This is a genomic window from Syntrophales bacterium, from assembly GCA_023228425.1.
GTDB lineage: Bacteria > Desulfobacterota > Syntrophia > Syntrophales > UBA2210 > MLS-D.
Genome location: JALOBE010000006.1, coordinates 35368 through 58759, shown reverse-complemented (window position 1 = coordinate 58759; position 23392 = coordinate 35368). Strand labels below are relative to the sequence as shown.

General features: G+C 57.7%; 22 protein-coding genes. 16 read left to right on the top strand and 6 right to left on the bottom strand.

Features of this window, described 5'->3' with window-relative positions; genetic code table 11:
• Positions 1-57 precede the first annotated feature (57 nt).
• From ptsP to rfaE1, 6 genes are read right to left on the bottom strand one after another with little or no spacing between them, the layout of a single operon-like run.
• Complete coding sequence (ptsP, locus tag M0Q23_03595; GenBank protein ID MCK9527730.1) at positions 58-1842, bottom strand: phosphoenolpyruvate--protein phosphotransferase; 1785 nt, start codon at positions 1840-1842, stop codon at positions 58-60.
• Positions 1843-2112 carry an HPr family phosphocarrier protein gene (locus M0Q23_03590; GenBank protein ID MCK9527729.1) on the bottom strand — a complete coding sequence of 90 codons (270 nt, stop codon included), beginning with the start codon at positions 2110-2112 and terminating at the stop codon, positions 1843-1845.
• Positions 2109-2858 (bottom strand): PTS system mannose/fructose/sorbose family transporter subunit IID, encoded by a 750-nt coding sequence (locus M0Q23_03585; GenBank protein MCK9527728.1) that lies wholly within the window; start codon positions 2856-2858, stop codon positions 2109-2111. Before M0Q23_03585 ends, M0Q23_03590 begins: the two co-directional genes overlap by 4 nt.
• Positions 2859-2900: 42 nt before the next feature.
• Complete coding sequence (locus M0Q23_03580) at positions 2901-3785, bottom strand: YicC family protein (GenBank protein MCK9527727.1); 885 nt, start codon at positions 3783-3785, stop codon at positions 2901-2903.
• The gene (locus M0Q23_03575; GenBank protein MCK9527726.1) at positions 3782-4333 is read right to left on the bottom strand and encodes a DUF4416 family protein; all 552 of its coding nucleotides are present in this window, start codon (positions 4331-4333) and stop codon (positions 3782-3784) included. The genes M0Q23_03580 and M0Q23_03575 overlap by 4 nt, the downstream gene beginning before the upstream one ends.
• A 58-nt stretch (positions 4334-4391) precedes the next feature.
• Positions 4392-5375 (bottom strand): D-glycero-beta-D-manno-heptose-7-phosphate kinase, encoded by a 984-nt coding sequence (gene rfaE1, locus M0Q23_03570; GenBank protein ID MCK9527725.1) that lies wholly within the window; start codon positions 5373-5375, stop codon positions 4392-4394.
• Between the two features lie 328 nt (positions 5376-5703).
• Between rfaE1 and lysS the strand changes: the two genes are divergently transcribed.
• The 16 genes from lysS (at position 5704) to M0Q23_03490 (ending at position 23386) form a co-directional block, all read left to right on the top strand.
• Complete coding sequence (gene lysS / locus M0Q23_03565; protein ID MCK9527724.1) at positions 5704-7194, top strand: lysine--tRNA ligase; 1491 nt, start codon at positions 5704-5706, stop codon at positions 7192-7194.
• 23 nt (positions 7195-7217) lie between these two features.
• Entirely contained in the window at positions 7218-8480 is a 1263-nt protein-coding gene (locus tag M0Q23_03560; protein MCK9527723.1) for a lipoprotein-releasing ABC transporter permease subunit, read from the top strand.
• Between the two features lie 12 nt (positions 8481-8492).
• Entirely contained in the window at positions 8493-9161 is a 669-nt protein-coding gene (locus M0Q23_03555) for an ABC transporter ATP-binding protein (GenBank protein MCK9527722.1), read from the top strand.
• Positions 9151-11796 carry an outer membrane protein assembly factor BamA gene (bamA, locus tag M0Q23_03550; protein ID MCK9527721.1) on the top strand — a complete coding sequence of 882 codons (2646 nt, stop codon included), beginning with the start codon at positions 9151-9153 and terminating at the stop codon, positions 11794-11796. Before M0Q23_03555 ends, bamA begins: the two co-directional genes overlap by 11 nt.
• Positions 11797-11975: 179 nt before the next feature.
• Positions 11976-12494, top strand: a complete 519-nt coding sequence (locus tag M0Q23_03545; GenBank protein MCK9527720.1) for an OmpH family outer membrane protein — start codon at positions 11976-11978, stop codon at positions 12492-12494.
• Between the two features lie 175 nt (positions 12495-12669).
• The gene (gene lpxD, locus M0Q23_03540; GenBank protein MCK9527719.1) at positions 12670-13728 is read left to right on the top strand and encodes a UDP-3-O-(3-hydroxymyristoyl)glucosamine N-acyltransferase; all 1059 of its coding nucleotides are present in this window, start codon (positions 12670-12672) and stop codon (positions 13726-13728) included.
• Positions 13725-14498, top strand: a complete 774-nt coding sequence (gene lpxA, locus M0Q23_03535) for an acyl-ACP--UDP-N-acetylglucosamine O-acyltransferase (GenBank protein MCK9527718.1) — start codon at positions 13725-13727, stop codon at positions 14496-14498. The genes lpxD and lpxA overlap by 4 nt, the downstream gene beginning before the upstream one ends.
• Before the next feature lie 146 nt (positions 14499-14644).
• A complete protein-coding gene (locus tag M0Q23_03530) occupies positions 14645-15592 on the top strand; it encodes a Gfo/Idh/MocA family oxidoreductase (protein MCK9527717.1) in 948 nt (315 codons plus the stop codon).
• 41 nt (positions 15593-15633) lie between these two features.
• Positions 15634-16872 (top strand): lipid-A-disaccharide synthase, encoded by a 1239-nt coding sequence (gene lpxB, locus M0Q23_03525; protein MCK9527716.1) that lies wholly within the window; start codon positions 15634-15636, stop codon positions 16870-16872.
• Complete coding sequence (gene msbA, locus M0Q23_03520) at positions 16869-18611, top strand: lipid A export permease/ATP-binding protein MsbA (GenBank protein MCK9527715.1); 1743 nt, start codon at positions 16869-16871, stop codon at positions 18609-18611. The genes lpxB and msbA overlap by 4 nt, the downstream gene beginning before the upstream one ends.
• A 21-nt stretch (positions 18612-18632) precedes the next feature.
• Positions 18633-19706, top strand: a complete 1074-nt coding sequence (gene lpxK / locus M0Q23_03515; protein ID MCK9527714.1) for a tetraacyldisaccharide 4'-kinase — start codon at positions 18633-18635, stop codon at positions 19704-19706.
• 82 nt (positions 19707-19788) lie between these two features.
• A complete protein-coding gene (gene waaF / locus M0Q23_03510; protein ID MCK9527713.1) occupies positions 19789-20844 on the top strand; it encodes a lipopolysaccharide heptosyltransferase II in 1056 nt (351 codons plus the stop codon).
• Between the two features lie 7 nt (positions 20845-20851).
• The gene (gmhB, locus tag M0Q23_03505) at positions 20852-21448 is read left to right on the top strand and encodes a D-glycero-beta-D-manno-heptose 1,7-bisphosphate 7-phosphatase (protein MCK9527712.1); all 597 of its coding nucleotides are present in this window, start codon (positions 20852-20854) and stop codon (positions 21446-21448) included.
• Complete coding sequence (locus tag M0Q23_03500) at positions 21429-22484, top strand: glycosyltransferase family 9 protein (GenBank protein ID MCK9527711.1); 1056 nt, start codon at positions 21429-21431, stop codon at positions 22482-22484. Before gmhB ends, M0Q23_03500 begins: the two co-directional genes overlap by 20 nt.
• Positions 22475-22681: a Trm112 family protein gene (locus tag M0Q23_03495; GenBank protein MCK9527710.1), complete on the top strand. Its 207-nt coding sequence runs from the start codon at positions 22475-22477 to the stop codon at positions 22679-22681. Before M0Q23_03500 ends, M0Q23_03495 begins: the two co-directional genes overlap by 10 nt.
• Positions 22682-22693: 12 nt before the next feature.
• A complete protein-coding gene (locus M0Q23_03490) occupies positions 22694-23386 on the top strand; it encodes a bifunctional nuclease family protein (GenBank protein MCK9527709.1) in 693 nt (230 codons plus the stop codon).
• The last annotated feature ends 6 nt before the right edge of the window (positions 23387-23392 follow it).

Below are 23392 nucleotides of genomic sequence, written 5' to 3'. Positions count from 1 at the left end.
TGGTACGGACCACAAGGGGTGATCGGAAGGTTTTACGGCAGCCATGGGATCATCCCGTCAATCAGCGTGATCGTCAACACAGTACTCAGGAAATCGTTGAACCATGTATTCCCTGACATATTCTTCGATTTCGTCGGCCTGGTCAAAGGCGAGAACCCTCCGGAGCAGCTCCTTCGATTCCTTGAAGGTCGATTCCCGAATGATTCCTTTCACCCTGGGAATGGCCAGGGGTGTCATGCTCAGGCCGTCAAGTTCAAGCCCCAGCAGGAGCATGGTGCAGAAGGGATCTCCCGCCATTTCACCGCACATGGCCACCTTGATTCCGGCCTGATGACCGGCGGTGACGATATGTCTGATAAGCTGCAACACCGCCGGATGACAAGGCTTGTAGAGGTATCCCACATTTTCGTTGACACGGTCGATGGCCAGGGAATACTGAATAAGATCGTTGGTACCGATACTGAAAAAATCAACTTCCCGGGCAAGGGCTCCTGCCATCATTGCCGCCGAGGGAACTTCGATCATAATCCCCAGCTTTATGCCCTCATTGAAGGGGATTCCCTCGGTGCGAAGTCCTTCCTTCACCCTCTCGATTATTGTTTTCACCCTCCTGATTTCCTCAACGCCTGAAATCATCGGAATCATGATTCCCGTGTTTCCGAAGGCGCTGGCCCGAAGGATTCCCCGGATCTGTACTTCAAAAAACTCCGGTTCCTGCAGGCAATATCGGACGGCCCGAAGCCCCATGGCAGGATTCATTTCCTCGGCGAGGCACGGGTCGGATATAAATTTGTCTCCTCCCAAGTCAAAGGTTCGTATGGTGGCCCATTTCAGGTGCTCATTTTCAATGAGGGGCCGGTAATGATTGAAATGCTCCTCCTCTGTGGGAGGCTGCTCCCTGTTGATGTAAAAAAATTCAGTGCGGAACAGGCCGACACCATTGGCGCCGTGATGCACTGCTGATGGAATTTCCTCAATAAATTCAAGATTTGCGCCAACGCCAATCCTGAGGTTGTCCCGGGTCACGGCGGGCAGGCGCGCCTCCTTGAGGTAGGTCTCCTCCAGGAGGCGGTAATGAAGTTTCTTGTCTTCATAGCGCTTCAGTGTCTCCTGGTCGGGATTGATAATCACCACGCCGGACGTGCCGTCAACAACCAGAATATCGTCGTTGCGGACTTCGCGGGTTATGTGTTCAAGCCCCACGACGGCGGGTATGCCGAGGGAGCGTGCCACGATGGTCGTATGAGAGGTCTTGCCTCCCACATCGGTGGCAAAGGCAAGAATCTTTCTGACCTTCAACTGCACTGTCTCCGCCGGCGAGAGATCGTGGGCTACAATAATGGTTTTCTCATCGATGTCGTCAATCGTTTCCTTGCCGGCCCCCGACAGATGACGAAGAATCATCTGTACCACGTCTTCGATATCCCGAATGCGTGCCTTCAGGTACTCATCTTCCATCCTGTTGAAAATGCCGCGATAGCGGGTCAGGGTCATCTCCAGGGCCCATTCGGCGTTGATCCCGTTTTTTTTGATGAAACCTGCTGTCTGTTCACGCAGGCCCGCGTCTTTGAGCATCATGGCGTGAACTTCCAGAATAAGCGGACCGATACCGTCTATAGTCTCGAGTTTTTCCCTGATGGCGGCGAGTTCCCGTTCCGAATCCTCCAGGGCCTGCCTGAAACGGCCGATCTCCCGCTCTATCAGGGCCGGATGGGATATCTCACGATGCGCGAAGGGCATAGTACTGTGATTGTCCAACAGGTGCGCCCGTCCGTCCGCGATACCCGGAGACACCCCGAGCCCCTTCAACACGATGGTTCGTTTCGATCCCTGTATCGTCACCTATTCTTCTCCGAATTTATCTTCAATAAGTGTCTCGAAGGCCTTCATGGCCTCAGCCGAGTCCGGTCCGTCGGCTACGATGATGATTCGCCCGCCCTTCGGGCAGGCAAGGGTCAGAATGCCCAGGATGCTTTTCCCGTCCACGATGATTCCATCCCGTTCATAGGTGATCCGGGCCTTGAATCGTTTCGCCGTATTGACCAGCGTCGCGGCAACCCTGGCGTGAAGGCCCAGTTCGTTCTTGAGTGTAAAAGCTTGTACACGTTTCATAGCAGGCCGGCAGCGAGTATCGTGATCAGCGAGAATCCATAGAGAATTGCCAGCACGGGAATTCTCAATACAACGAGGCCGCGAAAGAGCATGATGGCGGCAAGCACCATCAGGGCGCCGACCGGTCCGGGCAGGTATTCCGGGCTCCGGAAGAGGGGGCCGGAAAGAAAGCCCGCTCCGAGAAACGCCAGCACCACACAAGATAGCCATCGTATCTTCTTTCCCCATTCGGGCATGTCGATCCTTCTGAGGAAATCCATGGCGCCCGCTCCGTCCCGGTATGCCCTGATGAATCCCGTTATCCGTACATGTCCGTGGACGGCATTGTAGGCGATCAGTACCGTCGCCGGTGCCGGAAGAGAGCCCGTCAGAGCCGCAGCGACTCCCAGAATGGATGCCAGCGGCCTGAGTGATCCCCAGAAAAAGGGGACTCCGAGACCGGCATAAGGGGCCGCGAGTGATTGCTTCAGCCGGACGGCGTCGGCATTCCGGAGTGCTTCTTCATGCTTCAGGACCGACCCGACGATCAGCGACGACATGACGGGGTGGGAACTGAATGAATCCAGGTGGGTGACAAGAAATTCGGCCCTCTTCGAACCCCGTGACTCGGCCAGGGGAGCCAGGACGAAGGCAAACCCCAGGTTCTGCATCCGCGAATAATTCCAGGAGGCGCTTATCAGCAAAGACCGGGCGAACATCCGCAGCAGGCCGATACACCCCTGCGTATCCGTCGTATCCTGTTTCATGATCCCCCCTGGATGCATTCCGTTGCTGCCGCAGCGTTCCTGCTATTCGATATTTTGAACCTGTTCCCGTAATTTGGCAAGTTCGGTCTTAACGTCGATGACGGTTCGCGCAATCTCGAGATCACCGCTCTTCGATCCTATCGTATTGATTTCCCTATGCATTTCCTGGAAGATAAAGTCCAGTCTGCGTCCGGAAGGTTCCGACGCGTCCAGTAGGTCCCTGAACTGGCTGATGTGGCTGTCCAGGCGGACAAGCTCCTCAGTTATGTCGCTCTTCTCGGCCATGAATACTATTTCCTGGGCCAGTCTCGCCTCATCGATTTCTATTTCCGACGCCAGCGTTTTCAGGCGCTCCACCAGACGCTGCCGATATTCCGCCACGACCCGGGGAACCCGGGCGGTGACGGCATCCAGCCATTGCTGTATACGGTCGATCCTGTCTGTGAAATCCCTGTAGAGGATCGACCCTTCCTGCTCCTTCATCTCCATGAGAGCCGCCAAAGCCTCATCGACGCCTTTTTCAATGGAGGACCGGATGTCGGGGTCGTCGTATTCCTGTTCAGAAGCGTAGATGCCGTTTTTTATTGACGTAACCATCTCCAGCGTTATGGGATCGGGCAGTGCCAGTTCGTCCCTGACCCGTGACAGAGTGTCGAAGTAATCCCTGATAAGGGGAAGATCGGCCTTCAGCACGCTGACGTCGGTACCCTCCCGGTCCGTCTCGAGGCGCATCACCAGTTCGATCCTGCCCCGGGACAGGCACTGGGCAATTTTTTTCCTGATCAGCAGTTCGAGGGCGCCGAGACTGCCCGGAACTCTGGTGGTGATCTCCAGGTTGCGGTGGTTAAAGGACTTGATCTCGATGATCACCGCGGCAGTGCCGCAGGTCGTTTCGGATCTGCCGTAACCGGTCATGCTCCGTATCATGCTGTCTCCTCCGGGTTTCGTTTCACGGCCGCCAGCTGCTTCAGATATTTTTCCCGTATTCTTGCGAGCATGCTGATCATCGACGGTTCCCGGTAATCGGGATAGGTCCACGGCAACTCCTGAAAAAACCCGCCGCGGTAGATCAGTGTCAGGTCACCGTACACGCCGTCGCCCAGGTAGGGTCTGTGGGCATAGGGTTTTCCCGTGGCGAGGAGCAGGTGTCCCGTCGATAGGCAGCCCGGATCGATGTTCACACGTCTCCTGTCCTTGCGCGACAGGGCCGCCTCCACGCCATTGGTCGATTTCTTGACAGCCGGAAGCCCGTCGGGCGAAATAAGGGATTCAAAGGAAACTACACGCCGCTTCAGCCCCGCGCCCATTTCCGCCGTGTAATAATCAGTATAGTCAAAGGGCATGACGGTGCTGATGTAGTCCGGTTTACCATAAACGTCCGACATGCCGTCGATTGCCCGCGTGACCCAGTCACTTTCCCTAAAGATCATGCTTGCTACCAGCTTAACCGGATCGGGCCGGCTCAAAAGGCTCATGACATGGTCACCTGGATAGTCTGTGAATGCGGGCTGTCCGCCGGGAGGGGGTTCCATTTCAGAGAACCCGGAGCAGTTCCTCCCGTGTAACCGTTGCAGTTCCAACCTTGCCGACCGCGATTCCGGCCGCGTGGTTCGCCAGCACAGCCGCCTCCCTGGCGGTGGCGCCCGCGGTGGTCGCCAGGGCGAAGGTTCCTATGACCGTATCTCCCGCTCCGGTCACATCGAAGACTTCCTTCGCCACGGCGGGGATATGGGTGATGGCGCCGTTGTCCTCGAAGAGAGCCATTCCCTCCTCCCCCCGCGTGATAAGGACCCCCTTGAGGTGGTACTCTTCAAGCAGCCGGCGCCCGGCCCGGACCAGATCGTCACGGGTGTTGATGTCCATACCCAGGGCCATGGCGGCCTCAGCCTGGTTCGGCGTCATCAGGCCGCAGTCACGATAGAGGGAGAATCCGTTCTTTTTCGGGTCGATGAAGAGCGGTATCCCCGCCCCGGAACAGAGGTTCCGTATCCTGTGGAGAAGCTCCTCCGAGACCAGGCCCTTGTTGTAATCCGATATGACAACAGCCTCGATATCATCAAGCATCGACTCCAGATACCCCGCGATCTTTTTTCGTGCCCCCGCGCCGACGGGGTTCCTGTCCTCCCTGTCGAAGCGGACCACCTGCTGGCTGTGGGCGATGACCCTTGTTTTCACACTTGTCGGACGGTCCGGTGTTATGATGATCCCATCCGTATCGACCTTCATTTCCCTGAGTCGCTCCCTGATCCAGGAGCCCATCTCATCCCTGCCCGCGATGCCGGCGATGAAGGCCCTGCCCCCCAGGGAAAACACATTGTTCAGTACGTTTGCCGCGCCTCCGAGGAGAAGACTTTCCGAGGTGACGCTGACCACCGGTACCGGAGCCTCCGGCGAAATGCGGGTAACCTTGCCCCAGATGAAGTGGTCCGCCATGATATCGCCGATGACAAGTACCCGGGACAGGGGAAATCGATCGAGTATTTCGAGGGCCCGTTTTTTTGAAAGCATTTTTTTCATACAGTTCGTCCGGGAAGTGTCAGTACATCAAATGGAAAACGAACAGGGGTCGTTCCGGGAAGACCGGAGACCCCTGAAACAACAGGGCATGCTAGTATCGCTGGGAACTTTTGTCAATCATTTTCTCATGATAATCCCCCATCCTTTTTGTGTGCTCCGGGTGGGAGCCCGCGGGACGCCCCCCGGCGGCTTTCATGAAGTCGTCAAATACCTTGACTGCTCCCGTTAAAACAGATAGGTAAACCTCCTTACGGAACCCGGAACGACGGGCGCTTTCCGGGCACTGAAATTGAGAGGGAAACATTCCCGCGAACAGGAACGAAGCACCATGGAAGACACCAGCGATCTGTTGAGAATAAAACGGGAAAAAGCGGAGGAACTCAGGGCCGCAGGCATCGAGCTGTACCCCAATGACGTAAAGGTCGAGCACAGTGCCGCCGAAATTCTTGAATACTATGGCGATGCCGATGAGGACGCCCTGTCCCGGGTGAAGGAGACCTTCCGGATCGCGGGCAGGATCATGGCCAGAAGGGTCTTCGGGAAGGCCTCGTTCATAAGTATTCAGGACAGGACGGGGCGCATCCAGGTTTACGTGAGGAAAGAGAAGGTCGGCGACGATTTTTACGGCTTGTTCAGGAAGTTCGACGTGGGCGACATACTGTTCGTCGCGGGACGGTTGTTCAGGACAAAAACGGGGGAGTTGACCATTGACGCCGATGTGCTCAGGCTCCTCTCGAAGGCAATGCGGCCCCTGCCTGAAAAATGGCACGGCCTGACGGACGTCGAGATGCGCTACCGCCGGCGCTACCTGGATCTCATCATGAACCCGGCCGTAAAAGAAACCTTTATCATACGGAGCAGGATCATACATCTCATACGGCAATTCATGCTGGAACGGGACTTTCTCGAGGTGGAAACCCCCATGATGCATCCCATAGCGGGGGGAGCGACGGCTCGCCCCTTCAAGACCTATCACAACACCCTGGACATGGACCTCTTTCTGCGCATTGCCCCGGAACTGTATCTGAAACGCCTGGTCGTGGGAGGCATGGAACGGGTATTCGAAATCAACCGCAGTTTCAGAAACGAGGGGATCTCCGTTCTGCACAATCCTGAATTTACCATGATGGAATTCTACCAAGCCTACGCGACCTATGAGGACCTGATGACCCTGACGGAAGAACTGCTGACCTTCATCGCCCGCAGTATCTTCGGGTCTTTAACGTTTACCTCCCAGGGGGTGGATATCGACTTTACGCCGCCCTGGCGGCGGTTTACCCTGCGGGAGGCTATCACCACCTTTGCCGATGTTCCGCAGGAACGCCTGGATTCGAAAGAAACGCTGCTCGCGGAAGCGCGACGTCTGAATGTACCCGTCAACGATGCCGATCCCGCGGGGAAAATTATCGTGGCTATTTTCGAGCAGACTGTGGAAGAACAGCTTGTCCAGCCGACCTTCATCACCCGCTACCCCGTCGAGGTTTCCCCCTTGTCCAGGAGAAGCTCCGATGACAGTGACCACGTCGACCGTTTTGAGCTGTTTATCCAGGGGCGCGAGATAGCCAACGCCTTTTCAGAATTGAACGATCCCGATGACCAGAGAGAACGGTTCATGAATCAGCTTGCGGAAAAGGAGTCCGGTGACGAGGAAGCCCACGACATGGATGACGATTATATCACGGCCCTGGAGTACGGAATGCCTCCCACGGCCGGGGAAGGAATCGGAATCGACAGGCTCGTCATGCTTTTCACGGATTCGCCTTCGATCAGGGATGTCATCCTCTTTCCTCATATGCGGTCAAAGACCAAAAGGGCCTGATCGGGAAAAGGTACAATACCCCCATGGGTTATGAACTGTTCGTCAGCATCAGGTATCTCAGGGCAAAACGCAAGCAGACCATCATCTCCGTCAACACGCTCATTTCCACCCTGGGCATCTTTCTCGGAGTGGCGGCGCTGATCATTGTCCTGTCCGTCATGAGCGGTTTTGAGACCGAGCTTCGCAACAAGATACTGGGTATCAACTCGCACATTCTTCTCATGCGTCTTGACGGTTCCATGGAGGAGTACCGGCAGGTGATGGACGAGGTGAAGCACCTGGACCGGGTCGTGGCGTCAACACCCTTCGTGTACGGACAGGCCATGGTGAAGAAGGGAAACCGCGTTACCGGTACAGTGCTTCGGGGTATCGCGCCGGAGAGCGCTCTTTCGGTAATTACCGTTGGATCGATGACGGCGGGCGACATGTCCGCCCTTGCCGATGACGCGACCGCCATCGAGGGTGGTGATCTTCCTCCCGTCGTCATCGGCAGGGAGCTTGCAGGCATCCTGGGAGCCCGGTACGGAGACGAGGTCGAGGTGCTCCTTCCCATGGGGATTCCCACGCCCATGGGCACCATGCCCCGCATCCAGAAGTTCACCGTGGCGGGCATCTTCGAGTCCGGATTCTATGAATATGACTCGACGCTGACCTTTCTGTCCCTTTCAGACAGCAAGCGGTTTCTCAACACGGGAGACGCTGTAACCGGAGTGGAAATCAAAATAGACTCCATATACCGCGCCGGGGAAGTGGCCGGCAAGATCGAAGAGCGGCTCGGCTATCCCTACCGGGCGCGGACCTGGATGGAGATGAACAGGAATCTTTTTTCGGCGCTCAAGCTGGAACGGACCGTCATGTTCATCATTTTGAGCCTTATCGTGCTGGTGGCCGCCTTTAACATCATTATTACACTTATCATGTCGGTCATGGAAAAGACCGGTGACATCGCGATCCTGAAATCCATGGGAGCCACCAGGGGCAGTATCATGAAAATATTCATGATACAGGGCCTCATCATCGGCTCCGTGGGTACGTTCCTGGGATGTGTCGCCGGAGTCCTGATCGCCCGGAACATCGAATCCGTCGCGGCCTTTGTCGAGAGGGTGTTCGGCATTACCGTTCTCCCCAAGGACGTCTATTACTTCCCTACGCTTCCCTCACAGGTGAATTATCCCGATGTGGCCCTCATCGTTCTGATTACCCTGGTGCTGTGCTTCGCGGCATCCCTATATCCCGCGTGGACCGCGTCCCGGCTCGATCCGGCGGAAGCCCTTCGGTACGAATAGGAGCCCGTGGTAATGGTATCGATGAAAGCAATAACCAGGACATTCGTCAAGGACAGCATGACCGTCAAGGTTCTCAGAGGCATCGATCTTGACATCGCCTCCGGCGAAACCCTGGCCGTCCTGGGCGTGTCGGGGTCGGGAAAAACCACTCTCCTGCAGATACTCGGCCTCCTTGATCATCCCTCGAGCGGTTCGGTCTTCTACGACGGTATCGACGCTTTTGCCGGGGACGAACGGACACGGGCACGGTTCAGAAACCGCAGGATAGGCTTCGTCTTTCAATTCCATCACCTGCTTCCCGAATTTACCGCCGCCGAGAACGCCATGATGCCCGCCTGCATCGCCGGTATGCCCCGCGGGGAAGCTCTGCTCAAAGCGGAGATTGCCTTGACTGAGGTGGGACTTGGTGATAGGTTATCGCACAAACCGGGAGAACTGTCAGGGGGGGAACAACAGCGAGTGGCCGTGGCGCGCGCGATGATCATGGAGCCCGCCATACTTCTTGCCGATGAGCCCACGGGCAACCTGGACGCGGCAACGGGGCGGAAGATCATCGAGTTACTGCTTCAATTGAATCGGGAGCGGGGAACCACGCTGGTCGTCGTGACCCACAATACTTCCATGGCCGGTCGCATGTCGCGCACCGTAACTCTGAAGGATGGTACATTGCATGTCCTGTAATCACCTCAAATCCCTGGTGGTATTCCTTCTCCTGTCGGCGTTTCTCTGTTTTTCCGTTGCCGGTGCGGAAGAAACAAAAAAAATAGCGGTATTTCCATTCCACATATACAGCGATACCGACGCGTCCTATCTCAAGGAGCGCCTTTCCGACGACATCACGACGGAGCTTTTAAGACAACCCTATGTGAGAGTGGCGGAAGAGGAAGCGGTCACTGACCGTATAGGTGGTCGCACCGTTACGGAAGCCCTCGCGCTCTCCGTGGGGAAGGACCTGGAGGTCGATTATGTGATCATGGGAAGCCTGACCCGGCTGGGGAACCTGATCAGCACCGATGTCCAGGTGGTTGACGTGGAACGGGAGTCGACCATTCGCGACCTCTACTTCCAGGGCCGGGGGCTGGAAAGCGTCGGCTCCATATCACGGAATCTGGTCGAGGAGGTGCTGTTTCGCCTTTTTGCCGCCCAACGGGTGGCGGAGGTTCGCTTCGAGGGAAACCGGCGAATTGAGGAGGGAGCCATCCTCAATGTCATACAGAGCGTGAAGGGGACACTCTTTTCGCAGCGCCTTCTTTCGGAAGACATCAGGTCCATTTACGGAATGGGTTTTTTCAGTGATGTGGCCGCCTCCGTGGAAGATTCAACCGAGGGACGGGTCATTACCTTTACCGTTACCGAGCGTCCCCGTATTGCCCAGATACTCATAGAAGGCAACAGGAAGATAAAAGAAAACGACATACGGGATGTCATTTCCGCCAAAACCCGCCAGATGTTCAATCCCGAGAGAGTCAACACCGATGCAGAGAACATAGAACTGCTCTACAAGGAACGGGGATACCTGAACGTGGAGGTAGCCTATACGGCCGAGGCCGACGCGGAAGGGCAGGATGTCTATGTTACCTTCACCATTGTGGAGCATAGAAAACCATCCATCAGGACCATATCCTTTGAAGGAAACATGGTTTACACCGATAAAGATCTGAAAAAGATGATGAAGGCATCCGAGTGGGGTATTTTCAGCTTTCTCACCGATGCCGGCTTGTACAACCGGACTGAATTGCAGGCCGACATAGAAAATCTGACCGTTTTCTATCATAACAACGGCTTCATCGACGCACAGATCGGAGATCCCGAGATCAGCATTGACGATCGATGGATATACGTAACTATCCCTGTTCAGGAAGGCCGCCAGTATCAGGTAGGAGACGTGGGCATCACCGGGGACGAACTGGATGTTTCCAGGGATACCCTGATGACCGGTCTCGAGATCAGGAAGAAAGATTTTTTTGACAGGGAAGCGATCATCAGGGACATGGAGTATCTGACGACAGCCTGCAACAACGAAGGATACGCCTACGCGAACGTGATTCCCCGAACGGTGCCGAGCCCCGAGAGGCAGAAGATCGACATAACCTACCATATCGAAAAGGGCAGGATCGTTCACATCGACAGAATTTCCATAACCGGGAATACCCGCACCAGGGACAAGGTGATCCGCAGGGAACTGGCCGTCATAGAAGGACAATTGTACAGCCGGGACAATCTTACCGGCAGTTACGAAGGTCTGAACCGCCTTCAGTACTTCGAGGAAGTCAACTTTCAAACCGAACCGGGCGCCGACGAATCTCTCATGGACGTCAATGTCCACGTCAGCGAAAAGGCAACGGGACTTTTCAGCGTCGGAGCGGGCTACAGTACGATCGACAAGGTCATTTTCATGGCCGAAGTGGCGGAACGCAACCTGTTCGGCCGGGGCCAGACCATCAGCGCCAAGGGATACGTGGGATCGGCAACCACCAATTACGAAATCTCCTTTATCGAGCCCTGGCTCTTCGACATACCTCTCTGGAGCAAGGCCGAGCTGTGGAAAATGGAACGGGAGCGCGACACCTACGACGTCTATACAAAAGGCCTGGCGGGAACACTGGGGTACCGTCTTTTCGAACGGGTGGACGGCTACATCCGCTACCGACTGTCTGAAAATATCGTTAAAAACATATCGCCCTATGCCTCTCGCTTTGTGCGGGACCAGGAGGGAAAAATCATGTCGAGCGGTTTGACGATCACACTGGTTCGGGACACCAGGCATCCCTGGATGATGCCGTCGCGTGGTTCGAGAAACAGTGTTGCCGTCGAATTCACGGGCGGTCCCCTGCAGGGTGACGCGAGTTTCACCCGATACAGCGGTGAAACCCGCTGGTTCTTTCCGGTCGTCAGTGATTATGTCTTCAGCGTGGCGGCTCAATTCGGGCTGATACACGGGAATGAGGGGAAGGAAGTTCCCATTTACGAGCGCTTCTATCTGGGCGGCATCGGAAGCCTTCGAGGGCTTCGTGATGTGGGTCCCCGCAGTCCGGACAATCTGGACGTGATCGGGGGCAAAACGATGATGGTCTATACCGCCGAGTTCCTTTTCCCTCTCCTCAGAGACGCCGGCATACGGGGTGTCATCTTCTACGACACGGGCAATTCCTGGGAGAGCGGCTTTCACTTCGACGACATGCGGCAGACCGCAGGGGCCGGTGTCCGCTGGAATTCACCCATCGGACCCTTCCGTCTCGAGTGGGGGTATGTCCTCGACCGGAAGGAGGGGGAGTCACCCAGCAGGTGGGAATTTACCATCGGGATGATGTTCTAGTACCGTGTCACGCTTTTTTGGTATCTCGAAGAGTGTTCCAAACGCCTGATGCGGCAGGTTTGACGAACTCGCACCAAGCCGGAAAACTTACAGGGTACGGGGAACCCCCGGCGGCGCAGGGCCGGGGGCTGACAATGGCTGGAAAATAACTATTTCGCTTCAAGGAGAGGAATACAACGATGAGAAACCTGGTAGTCTGTATGTGCATAGCGGCGGCCTTCGTTCTGACCGGCGCAACCGCAGTGGCGGCCGAAAAGATCGCTTTTGTTGATATCCAGAGAATTTTCATGGAATCGGAAGCGGGTAAGAGTTCTGCCCTGGAATTCAGAAAACTCGTGGAGAAAAAGCAGGGTCAGATCCAGGCGCAGGAGAGGGAATTGCAGAAAACCCAGGAAGAACTCGAACAGCAGCGGTCTGTGCTGACGGAATCAGCCTATCGGGAAAAGGACCTTGATTTCCAGAAGCGGCTCCGCGATTACAAGCGTTTCGTGGATGACGCCAATGAAGAAATGAGGATGCGAGAGCAGCAGATGACGCAGCTCCTGATTCCCGGAATCCAGAAGATCATAAATGAAATCGGCAAAAAAGAGAATTATACCGCGATATTTGACGTGGGAACCGGGGGCCTGCTCTTTACCTCCGAGGCAAAGGATATTACCGGCAAGGTTATTGAAGCCCTCAACAAGGTTGCCCGCTGAACGGGACGACAGGCTATCGATGACGGGGGTTCGGATCCTGAACCCGTCACACCAGGGGCGCCACCGTCTTGTTGAGACGGGGACGCCTCGTTGTGTTACTGCTTCCCCATCATCTACAAATCTTTGATACGCGGACATCCCTTATGGACGGGCCCGTTCGGAAAAGAATCATTGTATGCACAAGAAACTCAGTGACATAGCATCATTTCTCGGAGGATTCGTCATCGGTGACGGAGACGTTGAGATCCGGGCCGTTTCGGGCATCGAAGAGGCATCGGAAGGGGATCTCACCTTCGTGGCAAACCCCAGGTACCGGGCTGACATCGCAACAACCGGCGCGTCGGCCATTCTGGTTCCGCGGGATATCACCGCTGCCCCGAAGCCCCTGGTGGTTGTCGATGACCCTTACGTTTCTCTGGCCCGGGTCCTGACCCTGCTCTACCCGGATGAAGCCCCCCCCGCCGGGATCAGCGAAGGTGCCTTCATCGCCCCGGACGCTTCCATTGCCGAGAACGTGACCATCTGCCCCGGGTCCTGCGTGGGATCCTCAGCCCGCCTGGATCGTGGTGTGACACTCTACCCGGGTGTTGTCGTGGGGGACGGCGCGGTCATCGGTGAGGACTCGGTTCTGTATCCCAACGTCACCATCTACCGCAGATGTATCATAGGGAAGCGGGTAGTGCTGCACGCCGGTGTCGTGGTGGGAAGCGACGGATTCGGTTTTGCCGGCCCCGGGACCGGGAACGTCAAGGTTCCCCAGGTGGGGATCGTCAGGATTGACGACGATTGCGAGATCGGCGCCAACACGACCATCGATCGTGGAACCCTGGGGGTCACCTGGATCAAGGAGGGTGTCAAAATAGACAACCTGGTGCAGATTGCCCACAACGTTGTGATCGGCGAGCGTTCAGTGGTCGTTGCCCAGGTGGGTATATCGGGCAGCACCAGGATAGGGAGAGGAGTCCTCCTGGGAGGACAGGCCGGCCTTGTGGGCCATATCACGGTGGGAGACGGGGCCATGGTGGCCGCCAAAACCGGCATTCACAAGAATGTTCCCCCCGGAACGGTTATGTCCGGGTTCAGCCAGATGCCTCACCGGCTATGGTTGAGGACGCAGGCCACCCTTCCGCAGCTGCCGGAGATGAGAAAGCGGCTCCTGGATCTGGCCGCAAGAATTGAGCAGATCGAACAGGTTCTGCAGAGCATGAACGACAATGAGGCAGGTACTCAATGAAAATTCACCCTTCCGCAATCATTTCCCCCCGGGCGGCCATCGCCGAGGGGGTTGAAATAGGTCCCTACAGCGTCGTGGGACCCGACGTGTCGATCGGGGAGAATACCCGAATCGCTCCCCACGTTGTTATTGAGGGACCCACGGAGATCGGCAGCGGCTGTTCCATCTTCCAGTTCGCCTCCGTGGGGGCGGACCCGCAAGACCTCAAATTCAGGGGAGAACGGTGCAAGGTGATCATCGGCAACAACAATACCATACGGGAGTGTGTTACGATTCACCGGGGCACGGCCGCCGACATCGGTATGACCATCATGGGCGACAACAACCTGATCATGGCGTACTGCCACGTGGCCCACAACTGCAGCCTGGGGAACAATGTCGTCATGGCCAACGCGGCCAACCTGGCCGGCCATGTCACCATCGGAGATCATGTCACCATCGGCGGCATGACCGGTATACACCAGTTCTGTTCCATCGGGAGCTACGCCATGGTCGGAGGCGCTTCGGCTGTTGCCGGCGATGTTCCTCCCTATGTGATCGTTTCAGGAAACCGGGCCAGGCTTTACGGCCTCAACCTGATCGGTCTGGAGCGGAAGGGCTTTGCTCCGGAAACGGTAAAAACTCTGAAAGAAGCCTACCGGATACTCTTCCGTTCCTCGCTTCTGTTGAAAGACGCCATCGGGAGGGTGAGAAATGAGCTGGAGGCGATTCCTGAAGTGAACCACCTCATCGAGTTTCTTGAAAAGTCTCAACGGGGAGTATGCCGTTAGACAGTGCCTGAGACCACTGCATTGTGCCGTTTCGAGGAGCATCACGACGGGAAATCGTTCTTTACTGTGGTTATCGTTCAGGCTTTCCTGCCGCTATAGTTTTCAAGGCTCTCTGTCGATGATGGCTGTGAAAGGTGACATGCGCCATGGGTATGCTTAAGGTAGGTGTCGTTGGAATCGGACACCTGGGGACCTACCATCTCCAGAAATACGAGATGATTGAAGACTGCGTCATCGCGGGGGTCTCCGACATACAGCAAGACCGGACGGAACAGGCGGCCGGGCGTTACCGGTGCGAAGGCTTCACGGACTATCGCCGCCTCATCGGAAAGGTGGACGCCGTCAGCATTGCGACCCCGACGGTGACACACCACGCCATCGCCCGGGATTTTCTGGCCGCCGGCGTCGATGTACTTCTGGAAAAACCCATGACCCTGACCCTCGAAGAGGCCGACGACCTGCTCGAGGCGGCCGAACAGGGAGACCGCATCCTGCAGGTGGGGTTCATAGAACGATTCAACCCGGCTGTCATCGCTCTCGAGAAGATCATAGAACGACCGGTCTTTATCGAGGCCCATCGGCTGCATCCCTTTTACAGCCGGGGTACCGATGTAGATGTCATACTGGACCTCATGATTCATGATCTCGATCTGGTGCTCGCTTTTGTCGCGTCTCCGATACGGTCCGTCGATGCCGTCGGGGTGTCGGTTCTGTCCGATAAAGTGGATATAGCGAACGTGAGGCTGTCCTTTGAAAATGGCTGTGTGGCGAATATTACCGCGAGCAGGGTAACGGGGAAAAAATTGCAGAAAATACGGTTTTTCGGGTTTGAAGGGTATCATTCAGTGGATTACGCCAAGCGCGAACTCGTTTCACTCAAGAAACACCCCGACGGTCAGGGGGGCGTGGAAATCAGCATGCGGGACGTAGAGATCGGGCAACACGATCCCCTGGAGGCTGAAATACGGCATTTCGTTCAGTCCGTCATTGCCCGGACTCCTCCCCGGGTGTCGGGGAGGGAAGGAAGAAACTCCCTCGAACTGGCGCTTCGGGTGGCTGAAGTAATGGAAGACGGAAGCGGGGTGCCGGCATGAACATCATGGAACCTCCCTGTACAGGACGGCAGTGATCACCGATGGAAGCTTATAACAATTCTTTTGCCGCACCGAACAAGGACGTTGTCATTATTGCCGGCGAGGCCTCGGGGGACCTCCACGGATCGATGCTCGTCCGGGAGATGAAGGCCGTCGATCCGGCACTGCGAGTTTGTGGAATAGGCGGCGACAGGATGGAAAAGGAGGGCGTGACCCTGGTACACCACGCCAATGAACTTGCCGTGGTGGGATTGACGGAAGTATTCCCGAAGCTGGGAGTCATTCTCGGGGCCCGCCGGAAGATAAAACGTCTTCTGCGGACAAAACGCCCCTCTCTTCTCATCCTCATTGATTTCCCCGATTTCAACATGCCCCTTGCCAGGTTCGCGCACAACCTGGGCATTCCCGTCTTTTACTACATCAGCCCCCAGGTGTGGGCCTGGCGGAAAAAAAGAATTCACTTCCTGGAACAATACGTGGACCGCATGGCCGTTATTCTGCCCTTCGAGGAAGAAATCTATCGCTCCACCAGCCTGGATGCCCGTTTTGTGGGGCACCCCCTCATGGATCGTGTTCTCATGACCTGTTCCCGCAACGAAGCACTGGATCGCCTGGGACTCCGGCCGGAGGGAACCATCATCGGGCTGCTTCCGGGCAGCCGCGAACGGGAAGTCACGTCCCTGCTCCCCTGCATTCTCGAGGCGGCACAGATTCTCGACAGCAGCATACCCGACGCACAGTTCGTGCTTCCCCTGGCCGAGGGAATTCCCCTGGAGACAATCGACGCGATCCGCCGGGACATTCCCCTGGATGTAACGGTTGTAAAGGGACGTTTCTACGAAGCCTTGGGAGTGTCCAACGCGGCCATCGTCACATCGGGCACATCCACCCTGGAGGCGGCTCTTCTCGGGGTTCCCATGGTTATCGTCTACAGGGTGTCCCCGCTGTCCTACCTCCTGGGTAAAATGTTCATCGCCGTGGATCATATCGGACTGGTCAACATCATCGCCGGCCGGGAGGTAGTCCCCGAATACATCCAGGCGGACGCCGAACCCGGGAAGATAGCCCGGGGGCTCCTGGACATTCTCACCGGCGAGGGACGGAGAGAACAGGTTTCCCGTGACCTGGAAGCGTTAAAATCCATGCTGGGCGAACCCGGGGCCGCGGTAAAGACCGCCGCCCTGGCACTTGACCTTATGGAGCGGGGGATCAGAAGCCCCGGCGGGGCACAAGCGGCGGGCCCGGAGATCCTCCCGTTCCGGAACAGGAGCGCCCCGTGATACTCTATACCCGTCTTCTCAGGCTGGTCCGTCCCCACCTGGGCAAGTTCGTCATTGCCCTGCTCTGCATGGCCGGCCTCAGCGCCGCTACGGCCGCCCTGGCCTACCTGGTGAAACCCGTGATCGACGATATTTTCGTCAACAGGGACGCCTCGAAGCTGGCCGTCATAGCACTGGCCATTCTCGTTGTCGCTTTCGTCAAAGGTGCCTGCAATTACGGGCAGATCGTCCTCATGAGCTTTATCGGGCAGCGGGTTGTGACGGATCTGCGGAGCGATCTTTACAACCACATACAGTGCCAGTCCCTGTCGTTCTTTTACCGGAACCCCACGGGGACTCTCATGTCCCGGATCACCAACGATGTAACCTTCATCCAGATGGCCGTATCCGAGGCGGTAACCAGTCTTCTCAAGGACTCCCTGATGCTGGTGGCCCTCACCTTCGTCATCTTTTACATGAACTGGAAACTGGCCCTGATAGCGATTTTTGTCTTTCCCCTGGCCGTCTATCCCATCGTCATGTTCGGCGAGAAAATGCGGCGCGTGGCGACCGACAGCCAGGTGACCATGGGAACTCTGTCCAGTCTCCTGCAGGAAACCATCGCCGGGACCCGCATCGTCAAGGCCTTCGGCATGGAAGACTACGAAGGCCGGCGGTTCGCCCGGGAAAATGAAAACCTTTTCCGGCTGTTCATGAAATCGGTTTCCATCCGTGCCCTCTCCAGCCCGCTTATGGAGTTTCTCGGCCATCTCGGCGTGGCTGCCATCGTTCTCTACGGGGGCTACGAGGTCATCCAGGGCCGTTCAACTCCGGGAACCTTCTTTTCCTTCATGACGGCCCTCATACTCCTCTACGAGCCCATCAAGCGTCTCACCAACGTCAATAATACCATCCAGCAGGGAATCGCTGCCGCCCAGAGGGTTTTCGGCCTCATGGACAGCGCTCCCGAGATTCAGGACCGCGAGGGGGCGCAGATGCTCGCGCCCATGAAGCGGTCCATCGAACTGCGCGATGTAACCTTCAGCTACGGCGATGATCCGGTACTCAAGCGGATCGACCTCACCATCAGGGCCGGTGAGGTTGTCGCCTTCGTGGGCATGAGCGGCGTGGGGAAAACAACCCTGGTCAACTTGATTCCCCGGTTCTACGACGTCACGGAAGGGGCGATTCTCATCGACGGAGTCGATATCCGGGATAGTACGATCCGCTCTCTCCGGGACCAGATCGCCATCGTTACCCAGCAGGTCATCCTCTTTAATGATACGGTCCGCGACAATATCGCCTACGGCGACATAGACAGGAGCGATGATGATGTCATCAGGGCGGCGCAGGCGGCCAAGGCCCACGAGTTTATCATGAAACTGCCCCGGGGCTATGATACGGTCATCGGCGAGCAGGGAGTCAGGCTGTCAGGCGGGGAACGGCAGAGAATCTCCATAGCCCGCTCGTTGCTGAAAAATGCCCCCATCCTCATACTTGACGAAGCCACGTCCTCCCTCGACACAGATTCGGAAAAGGAGGTCCAGGAAGCCCTGGAAACGCTTATGAAGGGGCGAACGACCTTGATCATCGCCCACCGGCTGTCGACGATTCGAAACGCCGACCGTATCGTCGTCCTCTATGATGGAGCCATCGTGGAGCAAGGTACTCATGACGGTCTCATAGCGAAGCGGGGAGAGTACCACCGGCTGTTTACGATGCAGTTCGAAAACAACGGCACCCAGCGGGCAACGGGCTGACGGATCGGAGACACCGACACTATGGCGCGGCGGATAACCGACTACGGGAGAAAAAGACTGCAGGCGGGAAACAGGGCGTTGCCGTTCGTTTCCTTCCCCCTGTCCATCGGGTATGAATCCCTGATCAGGGCCCGGAACCGCCTCTATGACAGCGGGTATGCCCGAATCGACCGGCTCCCGGTGAGCGTGGTGAGCGTGGGCAATCTCACCCTGGGCGGCACGGGGAAAACACCGACCGTGATCATGCTGGCGGGCCTTTTAAAAGAGAGGGGATACCGTCCGGCCGTCATCAGCCGGGGGTACGGGGGTACAAGCAGAGCTTCGGCCACGATCGTGTCCGACGGCGTGAACCTACTCTCGACCGCCGGAGAGGCGGGCGACGAGCCCGTCCTCATCGCCCGGTCGCTGGAGGGCGTGCCGGTTGCTACCGGCCGGCGCCGTTTCATCGCCGGTCGGGCCGTCCTCGAGCGTTTCGACAGCGACATCCTCATCCTGGATGACGCATTTCAACACCGTTCGCTGTACCGGGACGTGGATATCGTTCTCGTCGACGGCATCCGACCCTTCGGCAACGGGCGCGTCTTCCCCGGAGGCCTCCTTCGTGAGCCCCTGTCGTCGATCCGACGGGCTCATATGGTGGTCGTGGTGGACGGGCCGCCCCGGGGGATCCCTGAGGAAATCGGGGAGCGGGCGGGCCCCTATACCCCGCTCTTCCGGGCCGGACGCCATGCGAAGGACCTGCTCGACTGTGCCGACGGAATCAGCCTGCCCCTCCATTCCCTGCGGGGGGAATCGGTGGCCGCTTTCGCGGGAATAGCCGAACCGGAACGGTTTCGCGCCACCCTGGCCCCCTGGTGTGGTCGTGTAGAGCCTTTTCTTGCCTTTCCGGACCATCACGCATACAATGAAAAAGATGTGGAAACCATCATGGCCGCCTCATCCGGCCGAAGCATCGTCACCACCGAAAAAGACGGAGTGAGGCTGCGGCGCCATCCAGGCTTCTACAGACAACTGAAACTTCTTCGCATCGAGATGCGCCTGGACCCGTCGCCTGACGAACTGATGAGCCTGCTGCGCCGGAAGATCGAATCCTGACACATTCCCGGCGCTCGACGGTGGAGGTTCTCTCACCGGCCGGGACAGCCTGAAGATGGAGAAGAAAGGTGGATAACAGCAGGTGTTTCAGAGCAGGAACCTTCCGAAAGTCGAACATCTCCTGATTCGGGGAACCAACTGGATCGGCGATGTCATCATGAGTCTGCCCGCTCTGTCGGCGGTGAGAAACAGCTGTCCCGAAACACGGATCGCGGTACTGGCAAAACCATGGGTGGCGGACCTGTATCGACTTTTCCCCGGGGTAAACGAGGTGATCCTGTTCCGCAGTCCGGGCGTTCACGACGGAATCGCGGGAAAGTTCCGTCTCGCCCGGGAGCTCCGGGTCCGTCATTTCGACGCCGCGCTGCTCTTTCAGAACGCCATCGAAGCGGCCATTATCGCCGCCCTGGCCCGCATACCCCTGCGGGCGGGATACACCACCGACGGGCGCGGGCTTCTTCTGACACACCCGGTTAGAAAAAAGAAGTATATCGATACCCTCCACCAGACGCACTATTACCTCGAGATGGTGCGGTCACTGGGGTTCCGCTCCGATCCCGACGAGATGGCGATTCGGCCCGACGGGGACAGTCTTCGGCGTGCCGATGAACTGTTCAGAAACGAAGGTATCGGCCGGAATCACCCCGTGGTGGGCATTGCGCCGGGGGCATCCTACGGTCCCGCCAAGATATGGTATGCCGAGCGATTTGCCGAGGTCGCGGACCGGCTCGCAGATCATCATTCGGCGCGGGTCCTGCTTTTCGGCGGCAGCGACGATACCGTCCACACGGGCGCCGTGGCGACGCACATGAAACATACCCCCCTTGACCTGGCGGGGAGTACGACCCTCGCGGAAGCGGCGGCCCTCATGAGCCGGTGCGATCTCGTTGTTGCGAACGATTCCGGCCTCATGCACCTGGCCGGCGGGCTGGGTGTGCCCCTCATCGCCATTTTCGGGTCCACAAATCCCCGGGCCACATCTCCTCTGGGAGCCCGCAGCCATGTCCTCTACCGGAAGGCGCACTGCAGCCCCTGCCTCAAAAAAACATGCCCCGGCGATTTCGCCTGCATGGACGGTATAACCGTTGATGACGTTTACACCTTGGCGGCGCGGCTTCTGGAAGAGCGGAAGGAGTGAAAACCCGGTGAACAAAGAGGCCGTATTTTTTGACCGCGATGGAACCATAAACGAGGAAGTAGGCTATCTTTCGAGGCTTGACCAGCTCGTCCTGTATCCCACCGCAGCACGGGCCATCAGGATGGTCAATGAGGCCGGCATGATGGCTGTTGTCGTCACCAACCAGTCGGGTGTCGCCCGGGGGATCTTCGACGAAGCCTTCCTTGAGAAGGTCCACCGGCGCCTGCAACAGATGCTCGCCGACTCGGGCGCCCGGATCGACCGGTTCTATTACTGTCCCCACCATCCGGCGGAGGGGCGGGTTCCCTACGTCCTGGACTGTGACTGCCGCAAACCCAATCCCGGAATGATCCTCAGGGCCGCCCGGGAACTTCACATCGACCTGGGCCGGTCCTACATGATCGGCGACACGTTTCGGGACGTGTCGGCGGCACGCAGGGCGGGAGTCACGGGAATCCTCGTGCGAACGGGATACGGGGCGCGGCAGTCTGATTCGGAGGATCTGCGGGGTGACGGCCCGGAGCCTGCCTACAACGCCCGGGACATACTCGATGCGGTCTCATGGATCTTGAAGGATCGGAGTCGTGAACATTCTTATCGTTAAATTGAGCGCCGTCGGAGACGTCGTTCACACCCTGCCGTCGCTATCGGCACTGCGAGAGGCCTACCCGGCCGCCCACATCACCTGGGTTGTCGAAGAGGGCGCAGCCGACCTGCTGCACAACCACCCCGACTGTGACCGGGTCCTTGTTTCTTTCCGGAAACGCTGGGTGAACAGCCTCATCCGCGGGCGGAACAGGCGGGAAACGATCGGCGAGATCCGCTCGTTTCTTTCGGTCCTGCGGGACCGACACTACGATCTCGCCATCGATTTCCACGGGCTTTTCAAGAGCGCCGTCATCATCGGATGGTCCCGGGCCGATCGCAAACTCGGCTACCGGAGCATGCAGGAGTTGAGCAGGTTTTTTTACAATGAAACGATCCCCGAGGATATGGAAAAACACGCCGTTCTCAGGTATCTTGATTTTATTGAGCATATTGGCGCCAAGCCCCGTGAGCCCCGGTTTTCCCTGGCCCTGGACGAGCCCGGGCACAACTGGATTGCCGGTCTTCTCGAGCAGCACGGGATCGGAAACGGAGCCCCGTTCATTGCCTTGAGCCCCGTTGCTTTCTGGGAAACCAAGCTCTGGGACAATGATCGTTTTGCCCGACTCGGTGACCGGATCGTTGAGGAGCTGAAGCTCCCCGTTGTCTTCACGGGCGCTCCCGGGAGTGGCCTCATTTGCCGAATCAGGGGCGCCATGAATGCCGATTCCATTACTCTTGAAGGGCAGACCTCCCTCAGGGAACTTGCCTGCCTCTACAGCCGGGCCGCCCTGGTGGTGACCACCGATTCCGGACCCATGCACATCGCGGCGGCGGTGGGAACACCGACAGTGGCGCTTTTCGGGCCCACGGACCCTGCCAGAACGGGGCCCTTCGGGACGGGTCACGTTATCATCCGCTCGAATATTTCCTGCAGTCCCTGTTTCCTGAAACACTGTACCGGCCGGGACTGCATGATGGATATCGACGTTGAAGAGGTATTCGAGGCGGTGAAACAGCAATTGTCACGAAAGGAGACACAACCATGGCAATAAACAGGGAACTGCTTTCCATTCTTGCGTGCCCGGCCTGCAAAGGCGATCTTGTCCTCACGGAGCAGGGGGATGGACTTGTCTGTTATGCCTGTATGCTGCTCTACGAGATACGCAATGATATACCGATCATGCTCGTCGATGAAGCACGGCGCCTTACGGACGTTGACCTCCCGCGATGCTCCGGCGGCGGGAACTGAGGAGGAACAATCATGATACCTGTCAAACGCCGCATCGGCGTCACCGTCCTTGTCACCGCCACGGCCGTCATGGCGGCGGCCCTGCTCTATTGTGTCGTGCCCCACAGGGGTGCCGGCTTCGCGGCCGACGGCTCTCCGGTTTCCGGCGGGAACGTCGGAACATCGTCTGCAATCAGTGGCGACGCCGAACACCGGCGGGGTACGGGAACGGGCCTCGCCGTCTTCGTGGGTGACCTGGTCATGATTCCCGAGTCGGGCGCCGCCGTGGTGTTCCTCGTCACAGACGACCGGGAGCGCTGCCTGCCCATCACAATCGGCCAGTTCGAGGCGCTGGCCATCACCCGTTTCATGCAGTCCGTGACACCTCCGCGGCCCATGACTCACGAACTCCTCCTCGATACCGTAAGCAGGCTGGGCGGACAGATTGTCAGTATAACCGTCGATTCTTTCGACCAGGGAACCTTCAAGGCCTTCATCAGGGTGGGCCTAGAAGACGGGTCCGAGACACTCATCGACGCCCGTCCCAGCGATTCCATTGCCCTGGCAATCAAGGCAGGGGCGGCCATGTATGTCGCCCCCGCCGTCATGGACCAGGCGGGCAGAATGTTGGAAGAACCCGACGACGGGACGCAAGCCGACCCGGGGCCCGACGCTCCCGGGCCGGTCCCTTTTCCGCGGAAACCCGACGCGGAGACTGTACTGTAGGCAGTC

Coding starts and splice junctions, on each gene's coding strand:
- M0Q23_03495 (MCK9527710.1), top strand. CDS start 22,475: ATGGCAATAAACAGGGAACTGCTTTCCATTCTTGCGTGCCCGGCCTGC.
- rfaE1 (MCK9527725.1), bottom strand. CDS start 5,375: ATGAAAAAAATGCTTTCAAAAAAACGGGCCCTCGAAATACTCGATCGA.
- M0Q23_03545 (MCK9527720.1), top strand. CDS start 11,976: ATGAGAAACCTGGTAGTCTGTATGTGCATAGCGGCGGCCTTCGTTCTG.
- M0Q23_03580 (MCK9527727.1), bottom strand. CDS start 3,785: ATGATACGGAGCATGACCGGTTACGGCAGATCCGAAACGACCTGCGGC.
- M0Q23_03530 (MCK9527717.1), top strand. CDS start 14,645: ATGGGTATGCTTAAGGTAGGTGTCGTTGGAATCGGACACCTGGGGACC.
- M0Q23_03585 (MCK9527728.1), bottom strand. CDS start 2,858: ATGAAACAGGATACGACGGATACGCAGGGGTGTATCGGCCTGCTGCGG.
- lpxD (MCK9527719.1), top strand. CDS start 12,670: ATGCACAAGAAACTCAGTGACATAGCATCATTTCTCGGAGGATTCGTC.
- M0Q23_03575 (MCK9527726.1), bottom strand. CDS start 4,333: ATGAGCCTTTTGAGCCGGCCCGATCCGGTTAAGCTGGTAGCAAGCATG.
- bamA (MCK9527721.1), top strand. CDS start 9,151: ATGTCCTGTAATCACCTCAAATCCCTGGTGGTATTCCTTCTCCTGTCG.
- M0Q23_03555 (MCK9527722.1), top strand. CDS start 8,493: ATGGTATCGATGAAAGCAATAACCAGGACATTCGTCAAGGACAGCATG.
- M0Q23_03590 (MCK9527729.1), bottom strand. CDS start 2,112: ATGAAACGTGTACAAGCTTTTACACTCAAGAACGAACTGGGCCTTCAC.
- lpxA (MCK9527718.1), top strand. CDS start 13,725: ATGAAAATTCACCCTTCCGCAATCATTTCCCCCCGGGCGGCCATCGCC.
- lpxK (MCK9527714.1), top strand. CDS start 18,633: ATGGCGCGGCGGATAACCGACTACGGGAGAAAAAGACTGCAGGCGGGA.
- M0Q23_03490 (MCK9527709.1), top strand. CDS start 22,694: ATGATACCTGTCAAACGCCGCATCGGCGTCACCGTCCTTGTCACCGCC.
- M0Q23_03560 (MCK9527723.1), top strand. CDS start 7,218: ATGGGTTATGAACTGTTCGTCAGCATCAGGTATCTCAGGGCAAAACGC.
- lpxB (MCK9527716.1), top strand. CDS start 15,634: ATGGAAGCTTATAACAATTCTTTTGCCGCACCGAACAAGGACGTTGTC.
- lysS (MCK9527724.1), top strand. CDS start 5,704: ATGGAAGACACCAGCGATCTGTTGAGAATAAAACGGGAAAAAGCGGAG.